At 67.4% G+C, this 24,661-nt stretch carries 26 protein-coding genes; 21 read left to right on the top strand and 5 right to left on the bottom strand.

Annotated features, from left to right (window positions below; all coding sequences use genetic code 11):
* The first annotated feature begins 12 nt into the window (after positions 1 to 12).
* From OEZ60_RS13985 to OEZ60_RS13970, 4 genes are read left to right on the top strand one after another with little or no spacing between them, the layout of a single operon-like run.
* The gene (locus tag OEZ60_RS13985; RefSeq protein ID WP_263337360.1) at positions 13 to 570 is read left to right on the top strand and encodes an NnrU family protein; all 558 of its coding nucleotides are present in this window, start codon (positions 13 to 15) and stop codon (positions 568 to 570) included.
* Positions 567 to 770, top strand: a complete 204-nt coding sequence (locus OEZ60_RS13980) for a DUF1737 domain-containing protein (protein ID WP_263337358.1) — start codon at positions 567 to 569, stop codon at positions 768 to 770. The genes OEZ60_RS13985 and OEZ60_RS13980 overlap by 4 nt, the downstream gene beginning before the upstream one ends.
* Positions 767 to 1,798 (top strand): MaoC family dehydratase, encoded by a 1,032-nt coding sequence (locus OEZ60_RS13975; RefSeq protein WP_263337356.1) that lies wholly within the window; start codon positions 767 to 769, stop codon positions 1,796 to 1,798. Before OEZ60_RS13980 ends, OEZ60_RS13975 begins: the two co-directional genes overlap by 4 nt.
* A gap of 47 nt (positions 1,799 to 1,845) precedes the next feature.
* A complete protein-coding gene (locus tag OEZ60_RS13970) occupies positions 1,846 to 2,553 on the top strand; it encodes a DUF1194 domain-containing protein (RefSeq protein ID WP_263337354.1) in 708 nt (235 codons plus the stop codon).
* A gap of 15 nt (positions 2,554 to 2,568) precedes the next feature.
* On the opposite strand, the gene OEZ60_RS13965 is transcribed toward OEZ60_RS13970, so the two are convergent.
* Positions 2,569 to 3,474 carry a LysR family transcriptional regulator gene (locus tag OEZ60_RS13965; RefSeq protein WP_263337353.1) on the bottom strand — a complete coding sequence of 302 codons (906 nt, stop codon included), beginning with the start codon at positions 3,472 to 3,474 and terminating at the stop codon, positions 2,569 to 2,571.
* 103 nt (positions 3,475 to 3,577) lie between these two features.
* Here OEZ60_RS13965 and OEZ60_RS13960 point away from each other — a divergent pair, with 103 nt between their 5' ends.
* The 10 genes from OEZ60_RS13960 to OEZ60_RS13915 all read left to right on the top strand — a co-directional run bounded on the left by OEZ60_RS13960 (position 3,578) and on the right by OEZ60_RS13915 (position 12,366).
* A complete protein-coding gene (locus OEZ60_RS13960) occupies positions 3,578 to 4,459 on the top strand; it encodes a phytanoyl-CoA dioxygenase family protein (protein ID WP_263337350.1) in 882 nt (293 codons plus the stop codon).
* On the top strand, positions 4,459 to 5,076 hold the full coding sequence (locus tag OEZ60_RS13955; protein WP_263337348.1) for an HD domain-containing protein: 618 nt from the start codon (positions 4,459 to 4,461) through the stop codon (positions 5,074 to 5,076). The genes OEZ60_RS13960 and OEZ60_RS13955 overlap by 1 nt, the downstream gene beginning before the upstream one ends.
* Positions 5,077 to 5,230: 154 nt before the next feature.
* The gene (gene rpmI / locus OEZ60_RS13950) at positions 5,231 to 5,431 is read left to right on the top strand and encodes a 50S ribosomal protein L35 (protein ID WP_263337345.1); all 201 of its coding nucleotides are present in this window, start codon (positions 5,231 to 5,233) and stop codon (positions 5,429 to 5,431) included.
* Between the two features lie 12 nt (positions 5,432 to 5,443).
* Positions 5,444 to 5,806 (top strand): 50S ribosomal protein L20, encoded by a 363-nt coding sequence (gene rplT, locus OEZ60_RS13945; RefSeq protein WP_263337343.1) that lies wholly within the window; start codon positions 5,444 to 5,446, stop codon positions 5,804 to 5,806.
* A gap of 129 nt (positions 5,807 to 5,935) precedes the next feature.
* Positions 5,936 to 7,018, top strand: coding sequence for a phenylalanine--tRNA ligase subunit alpha (gene pheS / locus OEZ60_RS13940; RefSeq protein WP_263337341.1), 1,083 nt, complete (start codon positions 5,936 to 5,938; stop codon positions 7,016 to 7,018).
* Positions 7,015 to 7,500, top strand: coding sequence for a hypothetical protein (locus tag OEZ60_RS13935; protein ID WP_263337338.1), 486 nt, complete (start codon positions 7,015 to 7,017; stop codon positions 7,498 to 7,500). Before pheS ends, OEZ60_RS13935 begins: the two co-directional genes overlap by 4 nt.
* A 47-nt stretch (positions 7,501 to 7,547) precedes the next feature.
* On the top strand, positions 7,548 to 9,965 hold the full coding sequence (gene pheT / locus OEZ60_RS13930) for a phenylalanine--tRNA ligase subunit beta (RefSeq protein WP_263337335.1): 2,418 nt from the start codon (positions 7,548 to 7,550) through the stop codon (positions 9,963 to 9,965).
* A 1-nt stretch (position 9,966) separates the two neighbouring features.
* Positions 9,967 to 11,436 (top strand): hypothetical protein, encoded by a 1,470-nt coding sequence (locus OEZ60_RS13925; RefSeq protein WP_263337333.1) that lies wholly within the window; start codon positions 9,967 to 9,969, stop codon positions 11,434 to 11,436.
* Between the two features lies 1 nt (position 11,437).
* The gene (locus OEZ60_RS13920; protein WP_263337330.1) at positions 11,438 to 11,596 is read left to right on the top strand and encodes a hypothetical protein; all 159 of its coding nucleotides are present in this window, start codon (positions 11,438 to 11,440) and stop codon (positions 11,594 to 11,596) included.
* Positions 11,597 to 11,655: 59 nt separating this feature from the next.
* On the top strand, positions 11,656 to 12,366 hold the full coding sequence (locus OEZ60_RS13915) for an HAD-IA family hydrolase (RefSeq protein WP_263337327.1): 711 nt from the start codon (positions 11,656 to 11,658) through the stop codon (positions 12,364 to 12,366).
* 37 nt (positions 12,367 to 12,403) lie between these two features.
* Here OEZ60_RS13915 and OEZ60_RS13910 read toward each other — a convergent pair whose 3' ends face one another.
* Positions 12,404 to 13,297 carry a LysR family transcriptional regulator gene (locus OEZ60_RS13910; protein ID WP_263337325.1) on the bottom strand — a complete coding sequence of 298 codons (894 nt, stop codon included), beginning with the start codon at positions 13,295 to 13,297 and terminating at the stop codon, positions 12,404 to 12,406.
* An 85-nt stretch (positions 13,298 to 13,382) separates the two neighbouring features.
* On the opposite strand from OEZ60_RS13910, the gene OEZ60_RS13905 reads away from it, so the two are divergent.
* The 5 genes from OEZ60_RS13905 to OEZ60_RS13885 all read left to right on the top strand — a co-directional run bounded on the left by OEZ60_RS13905 (position 13,383) and on the right by OEZ60_RS13885 (position 20,330).
* Entirely contained in the window at positions 13,383 to 14,042 is a 660-nt protein-coding gene (locus OEZ60_RS13905) for a class I SAM-dependent methyltransferase (protein ID WP_263337324.1), read from the top strand.
* 72 nt (positions 14,043 to 14,114) lie between these two features.
* Complete coding sequence (locus OEZ60_RS13900) at positions 14,115 to 14,756, top strand: phosphoribosyltransferase (protein ID WP_263337322.1); 642 nt, start codon at positions 14,115 to 14,117, stop codon at positions 14,754 to 14,756.
* A 75-nt stretch (positions 14,757 to 14,831) separates the two neighbouring features.
* Positions 14,832 to 15,224 (top strand): large conductance mechanosensitive channel protein MscL, encoded by a 393-nt coding sequence (mscL, locus tag OEZ60_RS13895; RefSeq protein ID WP_263337319.1) that lies wholly within the window; start codon positions 14,832 to 14,834, stop codon positions 15,222 to 15,224.
* Between the two features lie 771 nt (positions 15,225 to 15,995).
* A complete protein-coding gene (locus OEZ60_RS13890) occupies positions 15,996 to 19,148 on the top strand; it encodes a valine--tRNA ligase (protein ID WP_263337318.1) in 3,153 nt (1,050 codons plus the stop codon).
* Positions 19,149 to 19,223: 75 nt separating this feature from the next.
* Complete coding sequence (locus OEZ60_RS13885; RefSeq protein WP_263337316.1) at positions 19,224 to 20,330, top strand: pyridoxal phosphate-dependent aminotransferase; 1,107 nt, start codon at positions 19,224 to 19,226, stop codon at positions 20,328 to 20,330.
* Here OEZ60_RS13885 and OEZ60_RS13880 read toward each other — a convergent pair.
* Complete coding sequence (locus OEZ60_RS13880) at positions 20,327 to 21,529, bottom strand: pyridoxal-phosphate-dependent aminotransferase family protein (protein ID WP_263337313.1); 1,203 nt, start codon at positions 21,527 to 21,529, stop codon at positions 20,327 to 20,329. The two genes, OEZ60_RS13885 and OEZ60_RS13880, sit on opposite strands and share 4 nt — an antisense overlap.
* Positions 21,530 to 21,670: 141 nt before the next feature.
* On the opposite strand from OEZ60_RS13880, the gene ygfZ reads away from it, so the two are divergent.
* Positions 21,671 to 22,423, top strand: a complete 753-nt coding sequence (ygfZ, locus tag OEZ60_RS13875) for a CAF17-like 4Fe-4S cluster assembly/insertion protein YgfZ (RefSeq protein WP_263337311.1) — start codon at positions 21,671 to 21,673, stop codon at positions 22,421 to 22,423.
* Between the two features lie 48 nt (positions 22,424 to 22,471).
* Here the strand turns inward: ygfZ and efp are convergent, their stop codons facing one another.
* Positions 22,472 to 23,035 (bottom strand): elongation factor P, encoded by a 564-nt coding sequence (efp, locus tag OEZ60_RS13870; protein WP_263337308.1) that lies wholly within the window; start codon positions 23,033 to 23,035, stop codon positions 22,472 to 22,474.
* A 217-nt stretch (positions 23,036 to 23,252) separates the two neighbouring features.
* On the opposite strand from efp, the gene OEZ60_RS13865 reads away from it, so the two are divergent.
* Positions 23,253 to 23,573, top strand: coding sequence for a DUF6280 family protein (locus OEZ60_RS13865; RefSeq protein WP_263337305.1), 321 nt, complete (start codon positions 23,253 to 23,255; stop codon positions 23,571 to 23,573).
* Between the two features lie 79 nt (positions 23,574 to 23,652).
* Here OEZ60_RS13865 and OEZ60_RS13860 read toward each other — a convergent pair whose 3' ends face one another.
* Positions 23,653 to 24,624: a hypothetical protein gene (locus OEZ60_RS13860; RefSeq protein ID WP_263337302.1), complete on the bottom strand. Its 972-nt coding sequence runs from the start codon at positions 24,622 to 24,624 to the stop codon at positions 23,653 to 23,655.
* Between the last annotated feature and the right edge of the window lie 37 nt (positions 24,625 to 24,661).

Here is a 24,661-nt window from a genome sequence, read left to right as displayed (position 1 = left end):
GCGAGGTGCGACATGCAAGTGATGATCCTTGGCCTGGTCCTCTGGACCGTGGCGCATCTCTTCAAGCGGGTGGCGCCCGGCCTCCGGGCGCGGCTCGGCGTCCTGCCGGGCAAGATGCTGGTGTCCGTGCTCTCGATCGCCGCGCTTGCGCTGATAGTGATCGGCTACCGCCGCGCCGGGGTCGATCCGGTCTACACCCCCTGGCCCGGCATGGGGCATCTCAACAACCTGCTGATGCTGATCGCGGTCTTCCTGATCGGCGTGCCGCATTCGAAGGGGATCGTGAAGACGAAGCTGCGCCACCCGATGCTGCTCTCGGTGGCGCTCTGGGCGGTGGCGCATCTTCTGGTGAACGGCGACATGGCCTCGGCCGTGCTCTTCGGCTGGCTCGGGCTCTGGGCCCTGGTCTCGATGGCGCTGATCTCGTCGCAGGAGCCCTGGACGCCGCCGGCAACCGGCAAGCTCCGCTCCGACCTGATCGGGGCCGCAATCACGCTCGTCGTCTACGCGCTGATCGCGGGCGCGCATTACTGGCTCGGCTACAGCCCGTTCCTCGGGACCTACGGATGAAACTCTACCGCTTCCTCTCCGACGACGACACCTCGGCCTTCTGCCACAAGGTCACCGCCGCGCTCAATCGCGGCTGGGCGCTTCACGGCGCGCCGACCTACGCCTTCGACGCCGCGAAGGGCGTGATGCGCTGCGGACAGGCGGTGGTGAAGGAGACGGCGGGCACCTACACACCTGACATCAGACTGGGCGAGCAATGAAGACCAATCCGGGCCGTTTCTTCGAAGACTACACCCTCGGCGAGGTGATCGCCCATGCCGTGCCGCGCACCGTCTCGGGCGGCGAGCGGGCGCTCTACCACGCGCTCTACCCGGCGCGGGGCGCGCTCTATTCCTCGGACGAATTCGCGCGGGCCTCGGGCCTCGCCGCCGCGCCGATGGACGACCTCATCGCCTTCCACACCGTCTTCGGCAAGACCGTGCCCGACATCTCGCTCAACGCCATCGCCAATCTCGGCTATGCCGAGGGCCGCTGGCTGAAGCCGGTCTGGCCCGGCGACACGCTCCGGTCGGAATCCGAGGTCATCGGGCTGAAGGAAAACTCGAACGGCAAGTCGGGCGTCGTCTATGTCCGCACCCGCGGCCTGAACCAGGCGGGCGAGGCGGTGATGGAATACGTCCGCTGGGTGATGGTCAGGAAGCGCGACGCGAGCGCGCCCGCGCCCGAGACCGTGATCCCCGCGCTCGCGCCCGCCGTCGCCGCCGCCGACCTGGTGATCCCCGAGGGGCTCGATTTCTCCCATTACGACTTCACGCTCGCCGGTGAGCCGCACTGCTGGGGCGACTACGCGATGGGCGAGCAGATCGACCACGTCGACGGCGTCACCGTCGAGGAGGCCGAGCACATGCTCGCCACAAGGCTCTGGCAGAACACCGCCAAGGTGCATTTCGACGCCACCCAGCGCGAGGACGGCAAGCGGCTGATCTACGGCGGCCATGTTATCTCGCTCGCCCGCGCGCTCTCGTTCAATGGCCTTGCGAATGCTCAGGTGATCGTCGCCCTCAACGCCGGCGCCCATGCCAACCCCTGCTTTTCCGGCGACACCGTGCGCGCCTGGTCGGAGGTGCTCGACAAGGCCGAAACCGCGGCGCCGGGCGTCGGCGCGGTCCGGCTGCGGCTCGTGGCGGTGCGCCACGGCGCCGAGCCCTTCGCGCTGAAGGGTGACGACGGCAAGTACCGGCCCGACGTGCTTCTCGATCTCGACTACTGGGCGCTGATGCCGATGTGATCGGATCGCGATGGACCGGAACGGGCAGGCGCTGCTAAACTTCGGCCATGACACGGTTTCGCGCCGCCCTCGCCGGGGCCCTGAGCCTCGTCGCCCTCACTCCGGCGCAAGCCGGGGCCTGCGAACTCGCGCTTCTTCTTGCGGTCGATGTCTCGGGGTCGGTCGACCGGCGCGAATACGCGGTGCAGATGCGCGGACTGGCCGAGGGGCTGCGCGATCCGGTCGTGACCGAGGCGCTCGTCCGGGGCCAGGCGGTGGTCGCGCTGATGCAATGGACCGGCGCCTCGCGTCAGGACCTCACCATCGGCTGGACCAAGGTCGGCTCCGTTGCCGACCTCAAGGCGCTGGCCCGCCGGGTCGAGACCGCGCCGCGGATCTGGACCGAGTTCTCCACCGCCATCGGCGAGGCCCTGAGCTTCGCCACCGACGTCGTGATCGACGCACCAGCCTGCCGCCGCCGGGTGATCGACATCTCAGGCGACGGGCGTTCGAACGAGGGCGCCGAGCCCGCCGAGATCCGCCCCGACCTCGAGGCGCTGGCGATCACCGTGAACGCGCTGGTGATCCGCGGCGACGACGAGGGCCTGCCGGACTATTTCGCGCAGAACGTGATGACCGGCGGCAATGCCTTCGTGGTCACGGCCGAGGATTACGACGAGTACCCCGAGCGGATGCGCCGCAAGCTCCGCCGCGAGACCGAGCGGCAGATCTCGGCGGACGAGGACGCAACGATCCGCCCGGCCGCGCTGCGCTGAGGGCCGCTCCTCGCCTCAGCATTGGGCCGCAGGAAGCGCCATCTCCGCCATCCGCTCCATCAGCCAGCTGCGGAACGCCCGCGCCGGACGGCGGAGCGTGCCCGGATCGGGATAGATGAGGTGGTAGTATTCCAAGCCCGGCACCGCGACGCCCGGCAGGCAGGGCACCAGCCCCTGCGCCCGCACGATCGGGTCGCTCGCCGGCGCGCGGGCGAGCGCGATCCCGGCGCCGTGGCCGGCCAGCGCCGCCGCCATCACCGTCGAATCCACCATCACCACCCGTGCCCCGGCGCCGAGGAGCCGCAGGCTCTCGAACACATGCGGCCAGCCGGCGCGGTGGGTCGCGACCTCCAGCAAAGGATGCGCCAGAAGGTCGGCCGGGGCCTTGATCCGCGCCGCGATCTCAGGCGTCGCCACCGGGTAGAGCACCTCGCCGATAAGCCGGTCATGGGCGCGGCCGAAGGCCGAGGGCGCGCCGAAGATGATCTTCAGGTCTGAAAAGGCATGGGTGAAGTCCTCGACCGCGTTGCCCGTGGTCAGGGTGAGCGCGATATCGGGATGGCGGGCGGTGAAATCGGTGAAGAGAGGCGCCAGCACGCCTTGCGCGAAGATATGCACCGCCTGGACGTAGAGCCGCTCCTCCCGCGCCCGGCCGAAGAGCCCCGCCGTCGAGGTCTCCAGCGAGACGAGCGACATCTGCACCGAGGGCAGGTAGGCCCGCCCCGCCTCGGTCAGCCGCACCGCATGCGCGTGCCGGGTGAAAAGCGGCATGCCGAGATGGCTCTCCAGCGCCTTGACCTGCTGGCTGACGGCAGGGGGCGACATGTTCAGCTCCGCCGCCGCGCGGGCGAAGCTTTCGGTCCGAGCCGCCGCCTCGAAGACGCGGAGCCAGTTCAACGAGGGGATGCGGGTGCGGTCCATGCGGGGAGGATAAGCTCAGCTTAACCTGACCGGCAAGAGATACCGTTCTGAACTTTGGCGCATCCGCGTTAGCGTTCCCCAACGCGACGGACAGGAGACTGCGATGTGTGTACCCTTGATCGAAGGCCGCCTCACGGAGGCCGAGAAGGCGAGATACTGGGAGGACGGCTATCTCTTCCCGATCCAGGCGATTCCGGCCGAAAAGGCCCGCGCTTGGCGCTCGGAACTGGAGACAATCGAGCATGACTGGCTCGACGCCGGCCTGCCGCTGCCCTTGAACACCTACAAGCGCGTCAACGCCAACTGTGTGCTGCCGTTGGCGCACCGGATCGGCACCGACCCCGCGATCCTCGACATCGTGGAGGGCATCCTCGGCCCCGACCTCCTGATCTACGGGGTGGAGTTCTTCGTCAAGGAGCCGCGCACCAAGCATAAGGTCTCGATGCACCAGGACTTGACCTACTGGGGCCTCGGCGCGATCGACGGCATGGTGACGATGTGGCTGGCACTCTCGCCCGCGACCCGCGCCTCGGGCTGCATGGAGTTCGTGCGCGCGAGCCACCTCAACCCGATCCTGCCGCACGAGGACACCTTCGCCGAGGACAACCTCCTCTCGCGCGGACAGGAGGTCAAGGTCGACGTCGCCCCCGAGGACCGGGTGCCGATCGAGCTCATGCCCGGCCAGATCAGCCTCCACCACGGGCTGACGATCCACGGCTCCGGCCCCAACACCACCGACGACCGCCGCATCGGCGCCGTCGTCCGCTACGTGACCCCGGAAATCGCCCAGCTTGTCGGCGACAAGGACTACGCGATGCTCGCCCGCGGCGCCGACCGGGTCGGCAACTTCATCAACTACGCCGCCCCCACGGCGAACTTCACCCCCGCGAGCCTTGCGCTCTACGAGGAAATCCGCTCCGCTCAGGCCAAGTTCCTGATGCAGGGCACCACCAACGACAAAGGTCTGTACGCAGAGGCACGCTAATGGAAAAAGTCAGCTTTACCCAGATGAAGGACGGCACGAAGGAAGAATACGAATTCCTCACCGCCCACGAGATCGACCACACCAAGCACACCGCCGACCGGCTGCTGACGGCCCTCGTCGACCTCGACAAGAGCCTCTCGGGCTACCAGATCACCCGGCTCGGCCATTCGGTGCAAAGCGCCACCCGCGCCTGGCGCGACGGCGCCGACATCGACTGGGTGGTCTCGGCCCTCCTCCACGACATCGGCGACATCTACGCCCCCTACAATCACGACGAATACGCCGCGACGATCCTGAAGCCCTTCGTCCGCGAGCAATGCTCCTGGTGCGTCCAGACCCACGGCGACTTCCAGATGCTCTACTACGGCCACCATCTCGACGGCTTCGACCAGAACAAGCGCGAACGCCACCGCGGCCACCCCTATTTCGACGACTGCGCCGAGTTCTGCGAACGCTGGGACCAGGCGAGCTTTGACCCCGACTACGACGACCTGCCGCTCGAATTCTTCGCCCCGATGGTCCGCGAGGTCTTCGCCCGCAAGCCCTACGACCCGAAGGTCATCCGCCGGGGCGAACGGGTGCCCTTGACGGATGCGAAGGTCGCCGCCGAACGCTGACGGGGCATATGGGCAAGCCGCGCGATGCGGACGGAACGCCGCCCGGCCCTTGCCAAACCCCGCCAACGCGGCTATAGGGCGCCACTCGAATACCCCGCGAGGCCGGCCAAGTGGCATTGCCGAGTCGCGCGTTCACTCTGACGAGGAGATGGAAATGCCCAAGATGAAGACCAAATCGGCCGCCAAGAAGCGGTTCAAGATGACGGCCTCGGGCCGCGTCAAGGCTGGTGTCGCCGGCAAGCGTCACGGCATGATCAAACGCTCGACGGACTTCATCCGCAAGGCGACCGGCACGATGCTGCTGGCCGACGCGGATGCGAAGATCGTCAAGAAATACATGCCGTACAACCGCTGAGGAGAGTGACCCATGTCCCGCGTTAAATCCGGCGTCGTCACCCACGCCCGCCACCGCAAGGTGATCAAGAAGGCGAAAGGCTACTACTCGGCCCGTTCGCGCAACTTCCGCACCGCCACCCAGGCCGTCGACAAGGCGCAGCAGTACGCGACCCGCGACCGCAAGGCCCGCAAGCGCAATTTCCGCGCGCTGTGGATCCAGCGGATCAACGCCGCGGTCCGGGCGCTCGACGCCGAAATGACCTATTCGCGCTTCGTCAACGCGCTCTCCAAGGCCGGGATCGAGGTTGACCGCAAGGTGCTCGCCGATCTCGCCGTGCATGAGCCGGCGGCGTTCGAGGCCATCGTCGGAAAGGCGAAGGCCGCGCTCGCGTAAACTCTCTCTCCAGAGGGACAGTGTGAACCCCGCGAGTGGCCGGAACGGCCGTCGCGGGGTTTTTCTTTGGCGGCCTTGAATTCGGGGGGCCGTGTGATAGCAGAAGGCCGGTAGCCGCCGGAGGGTCATATGGACGGATTGGACACGCTCAAGGGCAAGTATCTGGAAGGGATTTCCGGGGCGGGGGACGAGACCGCGCTGGAGGAGATCCGTCTTGCCGCGCTTGGCAAGAAGGGCGAGATCTCGCTGAAGATGCGCGAGCTTGGCCAGATGGACCCCGCCGTGCGGCAGGCCGCCGGGGCGGCGCTCAATCGGCTCAAGGACGAGATCGACGCCGCGCTTCGCGCGAAGAAGGCGGCGCTGGCGGATGCAGCACTCGACGAGCGGCTGAAGGCCGAGTGGCTCGACGTGACGCTGCCGGGGCGGCCGCGGCGGATGGGGACGATCCATCCGGTGAGCCAGGTGACCGAGGAAGTGACCGCGATCTTCGCCGACATGGGCTTCGCGGTGGCCGAGGGCCCGCAGATCGAGAGCGACTGGTACAATTTCGACGCCTTGAACATCCCGCCCGAGCATCCCGCGCGGCAGGAGCATGACACGTTCTTCATGGCCCGCGCGGAAGGCGACGACCGGCCGCCGCATGTCTTGCGCACCCATACCTCGCCGGTGCAGATCCGGGCGATGCAGACCCACGGCGCCCCCCTGCGGGTGATCGCGCCGGGCCGGGTCTACCGGATGGACATGGACCAGACCCACACGCCGATGTTCCACCAGGTCGAGGGGCTGGCGATCGACCGCGACCTGTCGATGGCCAACCTGAAATGGGTGCTGGAGGAGTTCTGCCGGGCGTTCTTCGAGGTAGATACGGTGGAACTGCGCTTCCGCGCCTCGCATTTCCCCTTCACCGAGCCCTCGGCCGAGGTCGATATCCGCTGCTCCTGGGAGGGCGGCCAGCTGAAGATCGGCGAGGGCGACGGCTGGATGGAGATCCTCGGCTCCGGCATGGTGCATCCGAAGGTGCTGGCGGCGGGCGGGATCGACCCGAACGAATGGCAGGGCTTTGCCTTCGGGCTCGGCATCGACCGGCTGGCGATGCTGAAATACGGGATCCCGGATCTGCGGGCGTTCTTCGAGAGCGATCTCAGGTGGCTGAGGCATTACGGCTTTGCCGGCCTTGATTTGCCGACGGTGCATGGGGGGTTGAGCAGGTGAGTAATTACGTTCCGTTGCTCGTGACAATTATCGGCGCAATTGTCGCTGGCATAACCTATGTCGTGCAAAAGAAAATAGATCGAGGGGAAACACTACTGCGCGAGAAGAAAGAGGCTTATCGCTCTTATCTTGCTGCGCTTACAGACGTCTCGAGAGATGCGCTATATGCGAGTATCGATGACGCACACATGCGCGTGCTAAATGAAACAAATGCGCGTGCTAGCCACGCCTACGACTCTGTTCAGCTCTATGCTAGCGAGCAGGTGTTACGCACCGCGGCGGCTGTTGAGACAGCGCTTTTGGACTGGCGCCTTTCGCTTTCCGAAGAGCAGAAGCACGGTGATGCTGATGCAAGAAAGAATTTTCTCATCAAGCGCAGTGAGCTGATCAAGGAAATGCGCATCGAGCTTTTTGGCGATGAGAGCGTTGATCTTGCGACTTCAGCTAGTCTCCAAAGAATGCTGTGGAATGGCGCAAAATAGCGCGCCTTGGGGCAGGTTGAACCTCGCCTGACGAATGGAAAAACAAAATGAAATTCACCCTCTCCTGGCTGAAAAAGCATCTCGACACCGCGGCCTCGCTTGCCGAGATCACCGAGGCGCTCACCGATCTCGGGCTCGAGGTCGAGGAGGTCGTGGACCCGGCCGAACGGCTGGGCGCGTTCCGCATCTGCCGCGTGATCGAGGCGGTGCAGCATCCGAATGCCGACAAGCTCCGGCTCTGCCGCGTCGCCACCTACCCGGACGGCCCCGGCGGCCGGATGGAGGAGGTGCAGGTGGTCTGCGGCGCGCCGAACGCGCGGACCGGGCTCTACGGCGTCTTCGCGCCCGTCGGCACCCATGTGCCGGGCACCGGGGTGGACCTCAAGCCGGGCGTGATCCGGGGCGTCGAGAGTAACGGGATGCTCTGTTCGGAGCGCGAGCTGATGCTCTCGGACGACCACGAGGGCATCATCGACCTGCCCGAGGAGGCCGAGCTTGGTGCGCGGTTCATCGACTGGAAGGGTCTCAACGACCCGATGATCTACATCAAGATCACCCCGAACCGGCCCGATGCCCTGGGCGTGCGCGGGATCGCCCGCGACCTCGCGGCGCGGGGGCTGGGCAAGCTCAAGCCGCAGGCGGTAGAGCCGGTCGCGGGCAGCTTCAGGAGCCCGATCGGGGTGACGATCGACGAGAGCCTGAAGGAGAAGGGCTGTCCTCTCTTCACCGGGCGGGTCATCCGGGGCGTGAAGAACGGGCCGAGCCCGGAATGGTTGCAGCGGCTCCTCCTTGAGACCGGGCACCGGCCGATCTCGGCTTTGGTCGATATCACCAACTACTTCACCTTCGACCAGAACCGCCCCCTGCACGTCTTCGACGCCGACAAGGTGAAGGGCGGCCTGCGGATCCATGCCGCGACGGGCGGCGAGGAACTGGAGGCGCTCGACGAGAAGACCTACCGGTTCCAGCCGGGCATGATGGTGATCTCGGACGACGAAGGCCCGGAGAGCATCGCCGGCGTGATGGGCGGGGCGCCGACCGGCGTGACCGAGGAAACCGTCAACGTCTTCCTCGAGAGCGCCTACTGGGACCCGATCACCATCGCGACGACAGGCCGGGCGCTTCGGATCCATTCCGATGCGCGCTACCGGTTCGAGCGCGGGGTGGACCCGGCGTTCACCCTGCCGGGGCTGGAGATGGCGACGCGGATGATCCTCGATCTTTGCGGCGGCGAGGCCTCGGAGGTGGTGATGGACGGCGCGGTGCCGGACACCGCGCGGGCCTACCGCTTCGATCCGAAGCGGGTGGTCAGCCTCGTCGGCATGGACATTCCCGAGGGCGAGCAGCGGGGCACGCTGGAGGCTTTGGGCTTCACGCTGGAAGGCGGGATGGCGAGCCCACCGTCGTGGCGGCCGGACATCCTCGGCGAGGCCGATCTCGTGGAGGAGGTGGCGCGGATCGCGTCCCTGACGAAGCTCGAGGGCAAGCCGATGCGGCGGGCGCGGCCCGGCGTGCCGAAGCCGGTGCTGACGCCGATGCAGATGCGCGAGAAGGCGGCGCGGCGGATGCTCGCCGGGCTCGGCTACAACGAATGCGTGACCTATTCCTTCATCGACGCCGAGGCCGCGACCTTGTTCGGCGGCGGCACCGAGGCGACGCGGGTGGAGAACCCGATCTCCTCGGAGATGACGCATATGCGGCCCGATCTTCTGCCGGGGCTGCTGGCGGCGGCGGCACGCAACCAGGCGCGGGGCTTTGCGGATCTGGCGCTCTTCGAGGTCGGGCCGGCGTTTGCCGGCGGCGAGCCGGGGGAACAGTCGCTTCATGCGACCGGGCTTCTGGTCGGCGCCTCGGCGGCGCGCGATCCCTACGGCTCGCGCCGGGCGGTCGATCTTTACGACGCCAAGGCCGATGCCGAGGCGGTGCTGTCGGTCCTCGGCGCGCCGGCGCGGATGCAGGTCAGCCGCAAGGTGGCGGGCTGGTGGCATCCGGGACGCGCGGGCGTGATGGGGCTCGGTCCGAACGCTCTGTGCGCCTTCGGCGAGGTGCATCCGAAGGTCTTGAAGGCGATGGGCGTGAAGGGCCCGGCGGTGGCCTTCACGGTCTTCGTCGAGAAGGTGCCGTTCCCGAAGGCGAAGTCCGCGACGCGGGCGGCGCTGGGGATCTCCGACCTGCAGGCGGTGGAGCGCGATTTCGCCTTCGTCGTCGACAAGGGAGTCGAGGCGCTGACGCTCGTGAATGCCGCGCAGGGCGCCGACAAGGCGCTGATCGAGGCGGTTTCGGTCTTCGACCAGTTCACCGGCGAGAAGGCCGAGGCGCAGATGGGCGCGGGCAAGAAGTCGCTCGCGATTTCGGTGCGCCTGCAGCCGCGCGACAAGACCCTCACCGACGAGGAGATCGAGGCGGTTTCCGCGAAGATCGTCGAGAAGGTCGCCAAGGCCACGGGCGGGGTGCTGAGGTCGTAACATGCGCTGGCTGGCGCTTCTGCTGGCGCTGGTGGCCGGGCAGGTTCGGGGCGAGGCCTTGTGCGTCGTCCCGCTCGCCGGCGGTGGGCCGATCACGGAACTGGAACGGGAAGATCCCAGGCGCATCGCCTGGGACGCGACCGTGATTCCGGGTTATCCGTGGCTGATCGTCAAGCCGCAGAGCCGCTATCCGCTCTACACGGTGCGGGGACTGCGGTTCGAGGAACTGGGCGCGGATTACCCGGCCACGGATCTATCCCAGTACAAGTTCTTCGCGCAGCGCCGCGACGGGAGCGTGATCGGCTTTGGCGCGAATCCGCGCCAGCTCTGGCTGCTGGAGCCGGGCGCGCGGGAGTTCAGGCCGGTGCCGGGGCTTCGGGACTATATGCTGAGCCGATATGATCCAGAACAGGACCGGATCTACCAGTTGCTTCGCGACGGCAGGCTTTATGAAGTCGCGAACGGACGGCAGCGCCTTTCCGAGCTGAACGGCCTGTCCTACTCAAACCGGGACGGCTTGGACCTCGGCGGAGACACCGCGCTGCCGCGATATGTGCCCGTCCTCGGCGGATATCTTGCCGCGTCCGACGGCCAGATCTGGTTTCACCCCGAGCGCGGCGGGATGTGGGAGCCGCTCGACTTCGGCGAGCCGGTCGCGCTGGGGTGGCGATTGCCGGAAGCTCCGGTTCTCGTCGACAGTGGCGGGCGGGTTATTCTGGACATGCCCATGCAAGTTTTCGTGCTGGATGCGAGCGGCGCGGTTCCGAGGCTTCTTTACAGCGTCGCGACGCGGCGCCGGCCGGTCATGGCCGGTGGGCGTGCCATCGTCTGGCGCGTTAATGGCCGGTCGACATGGTTCGAGCGTGTCATCCTCGGAAACGATTCCGATGAATGGCTGCCGGACCTCGTCCTCTTGGGGCCGAATGGGGTAGAGCCGGTCCCGGGCAGTCCGGTTCGGGCGCGCAATGCCGAGCAGGAGGGCCTTAGGCTGGGGCAGTCTGATGCGCGGAACATGCCCGTGCCCGGGCGGGATCAGGTGATCGTCGAGGACGACGAGCGGAATCGCTACCTGTGGGACGGAACGCGGATGGTTGCGATGCCACAGCTCGCGCCGTCGCGCATTGGCCGTTATGTGCGTTTCGCCCGGCTCGGGGATCTCGACGTCTTCCTCAGCGAGCAGGGGTTCTTCTCGTTCGACGCGGATTTCGCGGTCGAGAAGCTGCCGATGCCGTTCGAGCCCTCCGGCCTTCTGTCCCCCGTGCATTCAGAAAACTTCGGCGGGTCGTTCCTCGTCGCGCCGGATGGCGGGGGGCTCTGGCTCACGCGGGACGGTCGCGACTACGAGCCCGTTGAGAACCGCACCAATGCGAAGATACTGGAAGTCGTCGCCGACATCCCGGAGCGCAGGGCGACACTCGTATCGACTGGGGGCGGAGCGGCGCTGCTTCTCGACTGCGCGCAACGGAGGTAGGATGGAAGCGTCCCGAACGCGGGAGGTAATCGCCGAGGCGGATGTCGTCATGGTGCTGCAGGGGCGCGAGCCCCCACGCGCGCCGAAGGAGATCGAGGCGGTTTCCGCGAACATCGTCGAGAGGGTCGCCAAGGTCACGGGCGGGGTGCTCCGGGGCTGATTCTGGATTGTCCGTCCCGGCCGCCGGTGCGATCCTGCATCGGCGACCGGGAGGGTGACATGCAGGTCAGGGCGCTTCTCTTCGATATCGGCGGCACGGTGTTTGACTGGCACACGCCGATTGTTACCACCTTGCGGCGGCACAGGGAGTTTGCGGGTCTCGATCATGCGGGGTTCGCGCGTGAGTGCCGGGCGGCATTCCTCGAAGAAGCGGGTGTCGCGGCCGAGGGCGTCTCCGGCCGGCGCGGTTCTGACGAGATGCTCGCGGGCGTGATGGACGCCCTTCTGGCGCGATCCGGCCTGCTGCCGGACGCCACGGTGCGGCGCGATCTCCACGATGCGTGGCGGAGGATGCCGGCATGGCGCGGAGCCCGCGACGGCCTTCGCGCGCTGCGCCTGACATACCCGGTCCTGCCGCTGACGATCCTCAGCTGGCCGATGGCCGCCGGCTCGTCGAGGGTGAGTGGCCTCGAATGGGACGGGTTTCTCTGCTGCGAGATGATCGGCAGCTACAAGCCCGATCCGGACTGCTACGCCCGTGCGGCGGAGATCGTTGACTGTCGGCCCGAGGAGATCGCCATGGTGGCCGCGCATCCGAGCGATCTGCGCGCGGCCAGTCTATGCGGATACCGCACCGTCTACGTCTTGCCGCAGATCGAGGATCCGGGCGAGGACTACCACGCGGACGGGCTTGAGGACGAGTTCGATCTGGTCGCCGCGGATTTCGACGATCTCGCCACCAGGCTGTCGCCGGGCGCTTGGCGCGGCTGATACGCGCTGTTCGTGTGATGCGCTGGCGGGCGTGCCTTCAGGTTGCCTGCCCCAGAAAATCCGCGAGAAGGTCGAAGACCAGACGGATGCGCCGGCTGGTGTGGAGTTCGCGGTGGGTGGCGAGCCAGATCGGGAAGACGATCGGCGGCAGTTCCGGCAGGATCCGCTCCATGCCGGGATCGCGGCGGGCAAGCTCGTCCCACATCGGCGCGATGCCGAAACCCTGGCGCGCGAGTTCCCAGGCGACGATGCCGTTCTCCGAGCCGATGCGGAAGTTCGCGGTAGACAGCGGCATGCCGAGCGGGCGGAGGTAGTCGAGCATCCGCTCGTTGTCGCCGAAGCCCACGAAATCGTGCCGGGCAAGGTCGGCGAGGCTTTGAGGTCTCCCGCGGGCGTCGAGATAGGAGCGGGCGGCGTAGAAATGCGCCTCGGCCTCGCGCACGAGGCGGGCGACGAGGTCGGGCTGCTCGGGGCGGACATGGCGGATCGCGATATCGGCCTCGCGCCGCATGAGATCGCGGATGTCGTCGGCGGCGACCACGTCGATCTCGAGCCGCGGCGCGGCCTCCCTCAGGCGCTTCAGCGCGGCCGGGAGGACATAGGCCGACATGCCCTCGCTCGCGGTGATCCGCACCTTGCCCTCGATCGACTGCGACTGGCCCGCGGCGGCGAGCGCGACGCGGTTCGCGGCCTCGCCCATCGCGCGGACATGGGCCAGAAGCTCGCGCCCCGCACCGGTCAGTTGCAGCGAGCGACCGATGCGTTCAAAAAGGAGGAGGCCGAGATCGTCCTCGAGTGCCGCCACCTGGCGGCCGAGCGTCGGCTGGGTGAGGCCGAGAACCCGCGCGGCGGCCGAAAGCGAGCCTTCCTCGGCGGTGGCGAGGAAGGCGCGGACATGGTTCCAGTCGAAGCGGCCGGGACGATCATTCATGCGTATATGTATAAGCCAACTGCGGATTTCGGCAATTCCCCGAGGGGAAACGCATGGATAATCTTTGCGGTAAAGGAGACACGACATGCAGACCGCAGCGAAGTTCTGGGATGGCATCGCCGAGAAATATGCGAAGTCGCCCATCCGGGACATGGAGTCCTACACGTACACGCTGGAGCGGACCCGCTCCTACCTTTCCCCGGACGACCGGGTGCTGGAGCTTGGCTGCGGCACCGGATCGACCGCGCTGCTTCTGGCGCCGCGCGTCGGCGAGATCACGGCGAGCGATGTCTCGCCGGCGATGATCGCGGTCGGGCGGCGGAAGGCCGAGGCGGAGGGGGTTTCGAACATCCGCTTCACCGCCGTCGATGTACTCGACGAGGCGCCGGGCGAGGGGGAATATGACGCGGTTCTCGCCTTCAACCTCCTGCATCTCCTGCCCGATCCGGAGCGGGCCCTGCGTCGGATCGCGGCGCGTCTGAAGCCGGGCGGGCTCTTCATCTCGAAGACGATCTGCCTGCCCGAACCGGGCTCGGGCTGGACGCGAGAACGGCTGGTGCTGACGCTTATGCGGGGGGCGCTGCCGGTCATGCAGCTTTTGGGAAAGGCACCCTTCGTGCGGTTCACGCGCATCGCCGAGCTGGAGGCGATGGTGACGGCGGCCGGGTTCAGGATCATCGAGACCGGTAACTATCCCGTCCAGCCGCCGCGGCGTTACATCGTGGCGCGGAAGGTGGCGGGCTGACCGGGGCGCCGCGCTTGGCCGGGGCGGGCGGGTCTGGCAGACTGGGACGGTTCCGATCGGAAGGAGGGCCGCATGTTCACCGACCGCGTCGAGGCCGGGCGGAAACTGGCCGACGAGATCGAGGCGCTGGCGCCGGAAATGCCGGTCGTGCTGGCGCTGCCGCGCGGCGGCGTGCCGGTGGCGGCGGAGATCGCGGCGCGGCTCGGTGCGCCCCTGGGGCTGATCCTCGTGCGCAAGATCGGCGTGCCGGGGCATGAGGAACTGGCGGCGGGCGCGGTGGCCGAGGGCGGCGCGCCGGTCTTCAATCCCGATGTTCTGGCGTCGATCCGGCGAGGCCCGGAGGATTTCGCCGATGCCGTCGCGGCCAAGCGGCGCGAGATGGCGGAACGGCGGCGGATCTATCTTGGCGACCGGGCCGAGCCTGACCTCGCGGGAGCGACCGCGATCGTCGTCGACGACGGCATCGCCACCGGCGCGACGCTTCGGGCCGCGCTCGGGGCGCTGAGGGCGGCGGGGCCGGCGGCGATCGTGCTCGCCGTGCCGGTGGCGCCGGAGGAGGCGCTGGCGGAGTTCGCGGGTCTTGCCGACCGGGTGATCTGCCTTCAGACGCCGCGCCCCTTCATCGCCGTCGGCGCGCATTACCGCGCCTTCCCGCAGGTGGCGGATGCCGAGGTCGTGGCGCTGCTCGATTCCGCCGACGGGCGCGGCGGCTAGCGCCGGGGGCTTGCCTTGCGGCCCATGCCCCGTGCTAGGCTCGCGCGGCGCAACATTTACCGGCAGGGACAGGATATGCTCAAGGAATTCAGGCAGTTCGTCGCTCGCGGCAATGTCATGGACATGGCCGTCGGGATCATCATCGGCGCGGCGTTCACCGCGATCGTGACCTCGGTCGTCGAGGACCTGATCAACCCGATCATCTCGCTCTTCACCGGCGGGCTCGACTTTTCCGGCCTCGGCGTCCGGCTCGGCGAGGGCGAGGGGGCGGCGGTCTTCGGCTACGGCAACTTCATCATGGCGCTGATCAACTTCCTGATCATCGCCTGGGTCGTGTTCCTGCTCGTCAAGGGCGTCAACCGGGTCAAGGACGCGGTGATGAAGGCCGAGGAGGCGTCGCCGGCGCCGTCCGGGCCGACCGAGATCGAGCTGCTGACCGAGATCCGCGACGCGCTGAAGAAAGGCTGAGGGGGCGGGCGCAAGGCAGGTGGCGCGATCGCGGGCCCGCGTGCTTTGCGGGCACTGCGGTCACCTCTCGGGCGCCGCCTCTCCGAGGCTTTGTTGCGCTCGTCGGTGAGCAGGACTCACTTCTCGAATCCAGAGCGTTAGCGCATGCTAGAACCATCTTGCGCCCGCTCCCGAATAGCCGACCGGTCGGACCTGACGCGTCGCCGTCCCCGCGTCTGGCAATGGCCGCGTAGCGGGCGCGGGTGGCGCAAGCGCCCTTTGCCGTCACCCTCTCGATGGCCCCGACCTCCGACGCATCGGCGTCGATGCCGAAAGGCACCTCCGGCCATGCGCGCCGCCTGGATGGCCCGTGTTTCCCGGCGAGCCACACCTCGTCATTCCCGGCCCTGATACCCCTCACCGGTTCGGCGTGCTGAAAGCCGGTACCGGCAATTCGAGCCCGGCCAGGTCCGGCAGGCTGGCGGCTTCCGTCTGCCCGCACAGCCCGGCGAACCGGCTGGAGTCGCATGGTGAGACCTTCACCCGATTTGCCCCACAAACCCCGGGGCGGAAAACAGCACATACCGGGCAGGCCCGGTGGCGAACCATAGGCCTGAAGGTCGTGGAAAAGCCCCGTCGACACGCCGCAACTTGGCAGCGTGACGCCCGGCCGTGCAAGCACCCTGCAGCGGCAACAGCCCGAAGCAGGCCGGCGGCAAGGGCAGAGCCCCGCCCCTTTCCCTTCCCGCGCCCTTTCGCTAAGGAAAACGCGACAAGGAACGGGACCCGACGATGCCGATGGAAAAGACCTTCAACGCGGCGGAAGCCGAAGAACGCCTCTACGCCGCCTGGGAAAGCGCCGGCGCCTTCAAGGCCGGCGCCAACGCCAAACCGGGCGCCGAGACCTTCTGCATCATGATCCCGCCGCCGAACGTGACGGGCTCGCTCCACATGGGTCACGCGTTCAACAACACGCTCCAGGACATCCTCGTCCGCTGGCACCGGATGCGCGGCTTCGACACGCTCTGGCAGCCGGGGCAGGACCATGCGGGCATCGCCACCCAGATGGTCGTCGAGCGCGAGCTGGCCAAGGACAAGTCCAACGCCACCCGCCGCGAGATGGGCCGCGAGAAGTTCCTCGAAAAGGTCTGGGAGTGGAAGGGCAAGTCCGGCGACACGATCATCACCCAGCTGAAGCGCCTCGGCGCCTCCTGCGACTGGTCCAGGAACGCCTTCACCATGTCCGGCGCCCCCGGTGCGCCGGCCTCGGACGAGGGCAATTTCCACGACGCCGTGATCAAGGTCTTCGTGGACATGTACAACAAGGGCCTGATCTACCGCGGCAAGCGCCTCGTGAACTGGGACCCGCATTTCGAGACCGCGATCTCCGACCTCGAGGTCGAGCAGATCGAGGTGCAGGGCCACATGTGGCACTTCAAGTACCCGCTCGCCGGCGGCGAGACCTATGAATACGTCGAGAAGGACGAAGACGGCAACGTCACGCTCCGCGAGACCCGCGACTACATCTCCATCGCCACCACCCGGCCCGAGACCATGCTCGGCGACGGCGCCGTCGCGGTCCACCCGTCGGACGAGCGCTACGCCCCGATCGTCGGCAAGCTCTGCGAGATCCCGGTCGGCCCGAAGGAGCACCGCCGCCTGATCCCGATCATCACCGACGAATACCCCGACCCGACCTTCGGCTCGGGCGCGGTGAAGATCACCGGCGCGCATGACTTCAACGACTACGGCGTCGCCAAGCGCGGCAACATCCCCTGCTACCGGCTGATGGACACCAAGGCCCACATGCGGGCCGACGGCGCGCCCTACGCCGAGGCCGCCGCCGTGGCCATGTCCGTCGCTCGGGGCGAAACGACGCTGACCGAGGCCGAGACCGACGCGCTCAACCTCGTCCCCGACGACCTCCGCGGCCTCGACCGCTACGAGGCCCGGAGCCGAGTGATCGACCAGATCACCGCCGAGGGGCTCGCGGTCACGGTCCTCACGAAGTCCATCGACAAGGAAACCGGCGCCGAGCACCTCGAACGCCTTCCCTTGGTCGATCAGAACAATATGATGCAGCCGCATGGCGACCGCTCCAAGGTCGTCATCGAGCCGATGCTGACCGACCAGTGGTTCGTCGATACCGCGAAGATCGTCGAACCCGCGCTCGACGCCGTCCGCAAGGGCATGGCCGCGCAAGAGGCCGGAGCCTTCGACCCGAACGCAGGCTATACCCGCATCCTCCCCGAACGCGACGCCAAGACCTATTTCCACTGGCTGGAAAACATCGAACCCTGGTGCATCTCCCGCCAGCTCTGGTGGGGCCACCAGATCCCGGTGTGGTACGGGCCGGAGATCGACTCCAGCGGTGAGCCCACGGGCCGAAACGTGATGGGCTGCGGCTCCGACTTGCCATCGGTCTCTGCCGAGATCATGAAAACTTATCAGCGATCTGAAGACTCCGGCTCGTCCATCCGGGTCGATCTCGTTACTCCGGATGACGAAGAGTATTCGTCAGAAACTTGCGGCGCGGGCAAAGCGACCCTAGTGCGTGAGGAGCACGGATTTGGGCAATCGTATCGCCTGTTTGAGCTTCCCAGCGGCGAGAAATATGCCGTTGTCAGGATCGACCGCGACCCCGACGTCCTCGACACCTGGTTCTCCTCCGGCCTCTGGCCCATCGGTACGCTCGGCTGGCCCGAAGAAACCGACGAACGGAAGAAGTACTTCCCGACCGACGTCCTCGTCACCGGCTTCGACATCATCTTCTTCTGGGTCGCCCGGATGATGATGATGCAGCTGGCCGTCGTCGATCAGGTCCCCTTCCACACCGTCTATGTCCACGCCCTCGTCCGCGACGAGAAGGGCAAGAAGATGTCGAAGTCCCTGGGCAACGTCCTCGACCCCCTCGACCTCATCGCCGAATACGGCGCCGACGCGGTCCGCTTCACGCTGACCGCGATGGCCGCGATGGGCCGCGACCTCAAGCTCTCCAAGGACCGCATCGCCGGCTACCGCAACTTCACCACGAAGCTCTGGAACGCCACCCGCTTCGCCGAGATGAACGGCGCGCTTCGCCGCGACATCGGCCATACGCCTGCCATACATTTTTCCGACACTTCGCATACCGTGAACCGCTGGATCATCGGCGAGACCGCCCGAGCCCGGCTGGCGGTGGACGAGGCGCTCGCGGCCTACCGCTTCAACGACGCCGCCAACACCCTCTACGCCTTCGTCTGGGGCAAGGTCTGCGACTGGTATGTCGAGTTCGCCAAGCCCCTGATGGATGGCGACGACGCCGCCGAGACCCGCGCGACGATGGCCTGGGTGCTCGACCAGTGCTACATCCTCCTGCACCCCTTCATGCCCTTCATCACCGAGGAGCTCTGGGGCCAGACCGGAACCCGCGAGAAGCTCCTCGTCCACGCCGAATGGCCGGAGTATGGCGCTGATTTCATTGACGAAACCGCCGACCGCGAGATGAACTGGGTGATCGCCCTCATCGAGGAAATCCGCTCCGCTCGCGCCCAGATGCACGTGCCGGCGGGCCTCAAACTCCCCCTCGTGATGACCGCGATGGACGAGAAGGGCCGCGCCGCCTTCGCCCGCAACGAGCCGATGATCACCCGCCTCGCGCGGCTCGACGGCATGACCGAGGGCACGGCCCCGAAAGGCGCGATCACGGTTCCGGTCGAGGGCGGCAGCTTCGCCATCCCGCTCGAGGGCGTGATCGACATCGCCGAAGAAAAGGCGCGCCTTTCCAAGACCTTGGAGAAACTGGAGAAGGATCTGAACGGCCTCAGGACCCGCCTCTCCAACCCCAAGTTCGTCGAAAGCGCGCCTGAGGAAATCGTCGAGGAAACCCGCGAGAAACTCGCCTTGGGCGAGGACGAGGCCGCGAAACTGAACGCCGCCCTGAAGCGCCTGTCCGAAATCGGCTAGGCTTCTTCATTGCCCAAATACCCCGGGGGTCCGGGGGCAGCGCCCCCGGCCTCGCCACCAGACGAGAGGCCAGCCATGACCGGACCCCGCTACACGCAACTCGTCGCAAGCCTCCCCGCCACCGTGCCCTTCGTCGGCCCGGAAACCCAGGAACGCACCCGCAACCGCCCCTTCGCCGCCCGGCTCGGCGCCAACGAGAACCTCTTCGGCCCCTCGCCGAAAGCCGTCGAGGCGATGGCGAAAGCTGCCCGCGATATCTGGATGTACGGCGATCCGGAAAACCATGACCTCCGCCACGCGCTCGCCGCGCATCACCGGGTCGAACTGGAAAATATCGTTGTGGGAGAAGGGATTGACGGCCTTCTCGGCTACCTCGTCCGGATGCTCGTCGGCCCCGGCGACGCGGTCGTCACCTCCGAGGGCGCCTATCCGACGTTCAACTTCCACGTGGCGGGCTTCGGCGGCACGCTCCACAAGGTGCCCTACCGGGGCGACCACGAGGACCCCGAGGCGTTGATCGCGAGGGCCAGGGACACCCGGGCGAAGCTCATCTACCTCGCCAACCCCGACAATCCGATGGGCTCGTGGCACAATGCCGAAACCATCTCCCGAATGATCGCGGCGATTCCGGACGGCACGCTTCTCGCCCTCGACGAGGCCTATGTCGAGCTTGCCCCCGAAGGCACCGCCCCCGCCATCGACGCGGACGACCCGAGGGTCATCCGGATGCGCACCTTCTCCAAGGGCTACGGCATGGCCGGCGCGCGGGTGGGCTATGCCATCGGTGAGGCCGGCCTCATCACCGCCTTCAACAAGATCCGCAACCATTTCGGCATGTGCCGCATCAGCCAGGCCGGCGCGCTCGCGGCGCTTCAGGACCAGCCTCACCTCGCCGACATCCGCGCGAAGGTCGCCGCCGCCTGGGACGAGATCGGGCGTATCGCCTCGGCGAACGGCCTCGTGGCGCTGCCCTCGGCCACCAACTTCGTGACGGTCGATTGCGGCCGGGATGGCAGTTTCGCGCGTCTCGTGCTCGCCGAACTCACCGCCCGCGACATCTTCGTCCGCATGCCCTTCGTCGCCCCCCACGACCGCTGCATCCGGGTGAGCTGCGGCCGCCCTGAAGACCTCGCCCGCTTCGCCGAGGCCCTGCCGGAGGCGCTGGCGGCCGCGCGCGGCTAACCAGCCCCGGCCACGACCTCGGCGGCCGCGTCGAGCGCCCCTGGCCCGTGGGGGATGTCGAGCGCGCGCATCCCGGCCTCCATCACCGCGAGCGTTCCGAGCGTCATGTGGGCGTTCACATGGCCCATATGCGCCACGCGCAGGAAATCGTCGCGGGCCGGATCGTCCGGCTCGGCCATGCCGATCCCGACCCCGAGCGTCACCCCTGCCACCGCTTCGCACCAAGCCCGGAGCCGCGCGGCGCCGCCGCCGCCGATCCGCGCTGCCGTCACCGCATGGCTGCGGTCACCCGGGGCGGCGATGTTGAGTGCAATGTCACCGCCCCGACCCCAGGCGTCGAACGCCGCCCAGACCGCGCGGGCGAGCACGGCATGGCGCGCCCAGGCGGCCTCCAGACCCTCCTCGTGCAGCAGCATCGTCAGGGCTTCGCGCAGGCCGTAGAGGTGATGGGTCGGCGGCGTGCCGCCGAATCGGTGCCAGAACTCGGCCGGATCGGCGCGCGACTCGAACTCCCAATAGGGGGTGCGCAGGTCGGCATCGCGCGCCGCGGTCCGCGCCCGGTCCGAGAGCCAGAGGAGGCCGATCCCCGGCGGGCACATCAGCCCCTTCTGGCTCGCCGCGACGAGCACGTCGATCCCCCAGTCGTCCATCCGGAGCGCCTCGCAGCCGAGCGAGGCGACCGCGTCCACCGCGAGAAGCGCGGGGTGGCCGGCCGCGTCGATCGCCGCCCGGACCGCGGCGAGGTCGTTGCGGACCGCGGTCGCGGTATCGACATGGGTCACGAGAACGGCGCGGATCTTTCGATCGGTGTCGGCCCCGAGCGCCGCGGCAATGGCGGCCGGATCGGCCGGTCGGTGCAGGCCGAAATCGATCCTCTCGACCGCGACGCCCATTCCTTCGGCGGCATTGGCCCAGCCCGCTCCGAAGGCACCGGTCACCGCCACCAGCGCCCGGTCGCCGCGCGAGAACATGTTGGCAATCGCCGCCTCCCAGGCGCCGTGGCCATTGCCGACATAGATCGCGACGGCGGCGCGGGTCGCGGCGGCCCGGCGGAGATCAGCGAGAACCCCCTCGGCCATCGCGATCAGCTCGCCGGCATAGATGTCGGGTGAGCCGCGATGCATCGCGGCGAGCACGCGGTCGGGCACGACGGTGGGGCCGGGAATGGCGAGATAGCGGCGACCGTTCGACAGCGTCATCGTCTGGCTCCTCCTGTCAGGAACGACTATGCGCGGGCCCCGTCGCAGGTCAACCGCGTGGAGAGCCCTTTACCTCCCGCGCCCGGAACGGCATCTTGCCGGTCCCGCCCCCGAGGGCGGTCAGGAAGAAGGACGCGAACGATGACGGGCGAAGCCGCACCAGACCGCCGGGTGTTCGAGATTGCCGGGCGGGACGCGAAGCCGTTCCTGCAGGGCCTTGTCACGAACGATCTCGGGCGCCTGTCGGAGGAGCTCGTCTATGCCGCGCTCCTGTCGCCCCAGGGCAAGTACCTTGCCGATTTCTTTCTCGTGCCGGACGGGGACCGGATCCTGCTCGATGCCCACGCGACCCAGGCCGAGGCGCTCGGCCGGCGGCTCGCGATGTATCGGTTGCGGGCGGAGGTGACGATCACCCTGACCGATCTCAAGGTCACGCGCGGGCTCGGCGACGCGCCCGAGGGCGCCTACGCCGATCCGCGCCACCCGGCGCTCGGCTGGAGGCGCTACGGGACCGAGGCGGGCGGCGCGCCGCAGATCGACTGGGACGCGATCCGCGTCGCCCAGTGCATCCCCGAGACCGGGATCGAGCTGATCCCGGAGGAGAGCTACATCCTCGAAGCGGGCTTCGAGCGGCTCAACGGCGTCGACTTCCGCAAGGGCTGCTATGTCGGCCAGGAGGTCACCGCGCGGATGAAGCACAAGACCGAGCTCAGAAAAGGGCTCACCCGCGTGACAGTCGATGGCGAGGCTCCGGCCGGGACCGAGATCACCGCCGAGGGCAAGCCCGTCGGGCGGCTCTTCACCCGGTCCGGAGATCACGCAATCGCTTATCTTCGGCTCGACCGCGCGGGCGGCGAGATGCGGGCCGGTGCCGCGCGGATCGTGCTGGCATGAAAAAGCCGCCCGTCGGGGCGGCTTTCGGGTCAGGCAGTGCGGCGCGGCTCAGGCGCGTTCGCTGTATTCCATGAATTCGGTGTGGACGACGATGTCCTCGTCCTGGCCGATGAACGGCGGCACCATGATCCGGACGCCGTTGTCGAGGATCGCCGGCTTGTAGCTGTTGGCGGCGGTCTGGCCCTTCACCACCGGCTCGGTCTCCACGACCTTGCAGACGACCTTCTGCGGCAGCTGCATCGAGAGCGCCTCGTCGCCGTAATATTCGATCGTCGCGACCATGCCGTCCTGCAGGAACGGGCGGCGGTCACCGAGGAGGTCGGCCGGCAGCTCGATCTGCTCGAAGGTCTCGTTGTCCATGAAGACGAGCATGCCGTCGTTCTCGTAAAGGAACTGCTGGTCCTTCTGCTCGAGCCGCACCTGCTCGACCTTGTCTTCCGACCGGAAGCGCTCGTTGAGCTTGCGGCCGTCACGGAGGTTCTTCAGTTCGACCTGTGCGAAGGCGCCGCCCTTGCCGGGCTTGACGTGGTTGACCTTCACGGCAGCCCACAGGCCGCCGTCGTGCTCCAGGACGTTGCCGGGGCGGATTTCGTTGCCGTTGATCTTGGGCATGTCTCTAAACCTTGACGGAAGGTTGAATGGAACTGGGCGGCACATATATATGCCGGGCTTCGAGGTGACAAGCAGGCTAGATACTGTAGGCCCCGGAACGACCTATGCACAAGATGCATGGCAGTCATTCCAAAAGGGGAATACCGAATCGGGGGCGAAACACCATAGACAGCGGAACGCCGAGAAACACAAGAGCAAGAAGAACGGAAGTCAGGAAATGCGCGATTTCGTGGATGGCACCGCATTCAACTACGAGCAAGGCCAGAGGTCGCGTAAGCTTTTCGCGGCGGTGGTCCTTGCGGCGCTGGATGATGCGATTGCCGACGACAAGAAGTATGGCAACGGGCCGGAGCAGATTGCCCGCTGGGCGCGGTCGCGTGACGGCCGCGAGGTTCTGTCCTGTGCCGGGATCGACCCCAACGAGCGGGTCGTCAAGGGCCTGATGGAATTCGTCGGCAAGGGCATCCGTACCTCCGTCGCGCTGTCGCGCGAGGAAAGCGAACGGCGCCACGCGGCCGAGGAAGCCGAAGCGGCGTAAGCAGGCCGGCGCAAGCAAAACGAAAAACGCGCCCCTCGGGGCGCGTTTTTCGTTTCCGTTTCCAAGACCGGGGCGCGGTTCAGTCGGACTTGCGTGCGTCGAGCGCCCGTTGAATCTCGCGTCGAACCAGCATGCGCATGTTGCGGGTCACGCGCTCGCCGAGAGGTCCTTGCAGCTCCTGCCGGATCAGCTCGGCCACGAGCGCGCGCAGGGCTTCGATCTCGGCGTCCTCGACGTCGCCCTCGACATCATCGGACCAGAATGCGCTTGCTTGTCCGGGGGCAGCCGCGGGCTCAACGGCGGAGTCCGGCTCCGTCATTCCGGTGTCAGCAACCGCGTCGGCGGCCGTCAGATGGAGCCGGCGTGCCGGTCCGGGTTCCGCTGCCTCCTCGACCTCGATATCAGGATCGGGGGCCTCGGCCGTCTCATCGCGATCTGGCGACTCGGGCTGTACGTCCGGAGCGTCGGACATGGGGTTTTCGTCGTCATCGGTAAAGACCGCCCATGGCTCGTCATCGTAGCGATCCTGTGATGCCTCGGTGTGGCGGTCGCCCTCTTCGTCGGCCAAGTCGACATCTGCACTCGCTTCCGCGAAGCCCGGTGCGGAATCCCCGGCCGCCGGCTCGTCCGTCTCTAAGCCGTCTTCGATGAACTCCTCTTGCGCGAGGGCCTCGTCCGGCACCGCGATCTCGCTGCCGTCCGGCTCGAAGTCGTCGCCGATTCTGGCGACCGCGACCTCGAGTTCGGCGATCGTCGCCTCCAGAGACTGCCGACCTGTGTCGGCGTGCAGTGCTTCGACCGCCGTCGGCGACTCGAGGTCGGCGGCCGTATCGAGGGCAGCGTCGGCGCCTTCCTCGGCCTCCGGCAGCAGCTCTTTCTCGTTCCCGGCGACCCTCAGCGCGTCGGTCAGGACCAGCTTGTCATCCGAATCGTCAGGCGCCGGAGTCCGCTCTGGCGCGGGGGCCGGGCGATGGCGCCCATCCTCTGACACTAGGCGGCGAATCGAGGAAAGCACGTCCTCAATTTCCGGATTCGTCCGCAGATCAGACATGGAAACACCTCAACCGTTCGGACTCTCATTGTAGAGC

It is taken from the genome of Albidovulum salinarum (genome assembly GCF_025673475.1).
Taxonomy (GTDB): Bacteria; Pseudomonadota; Alphaproteobacteria; order Rhodobacterales; family Rhodobacteraceae; genus Albidovulum; species Albidovulum salinarum.
Note: the sequence above shows the minus strand (reverse complement) of the source record. Positions and strands in the feature narration are given on the sequence as shown.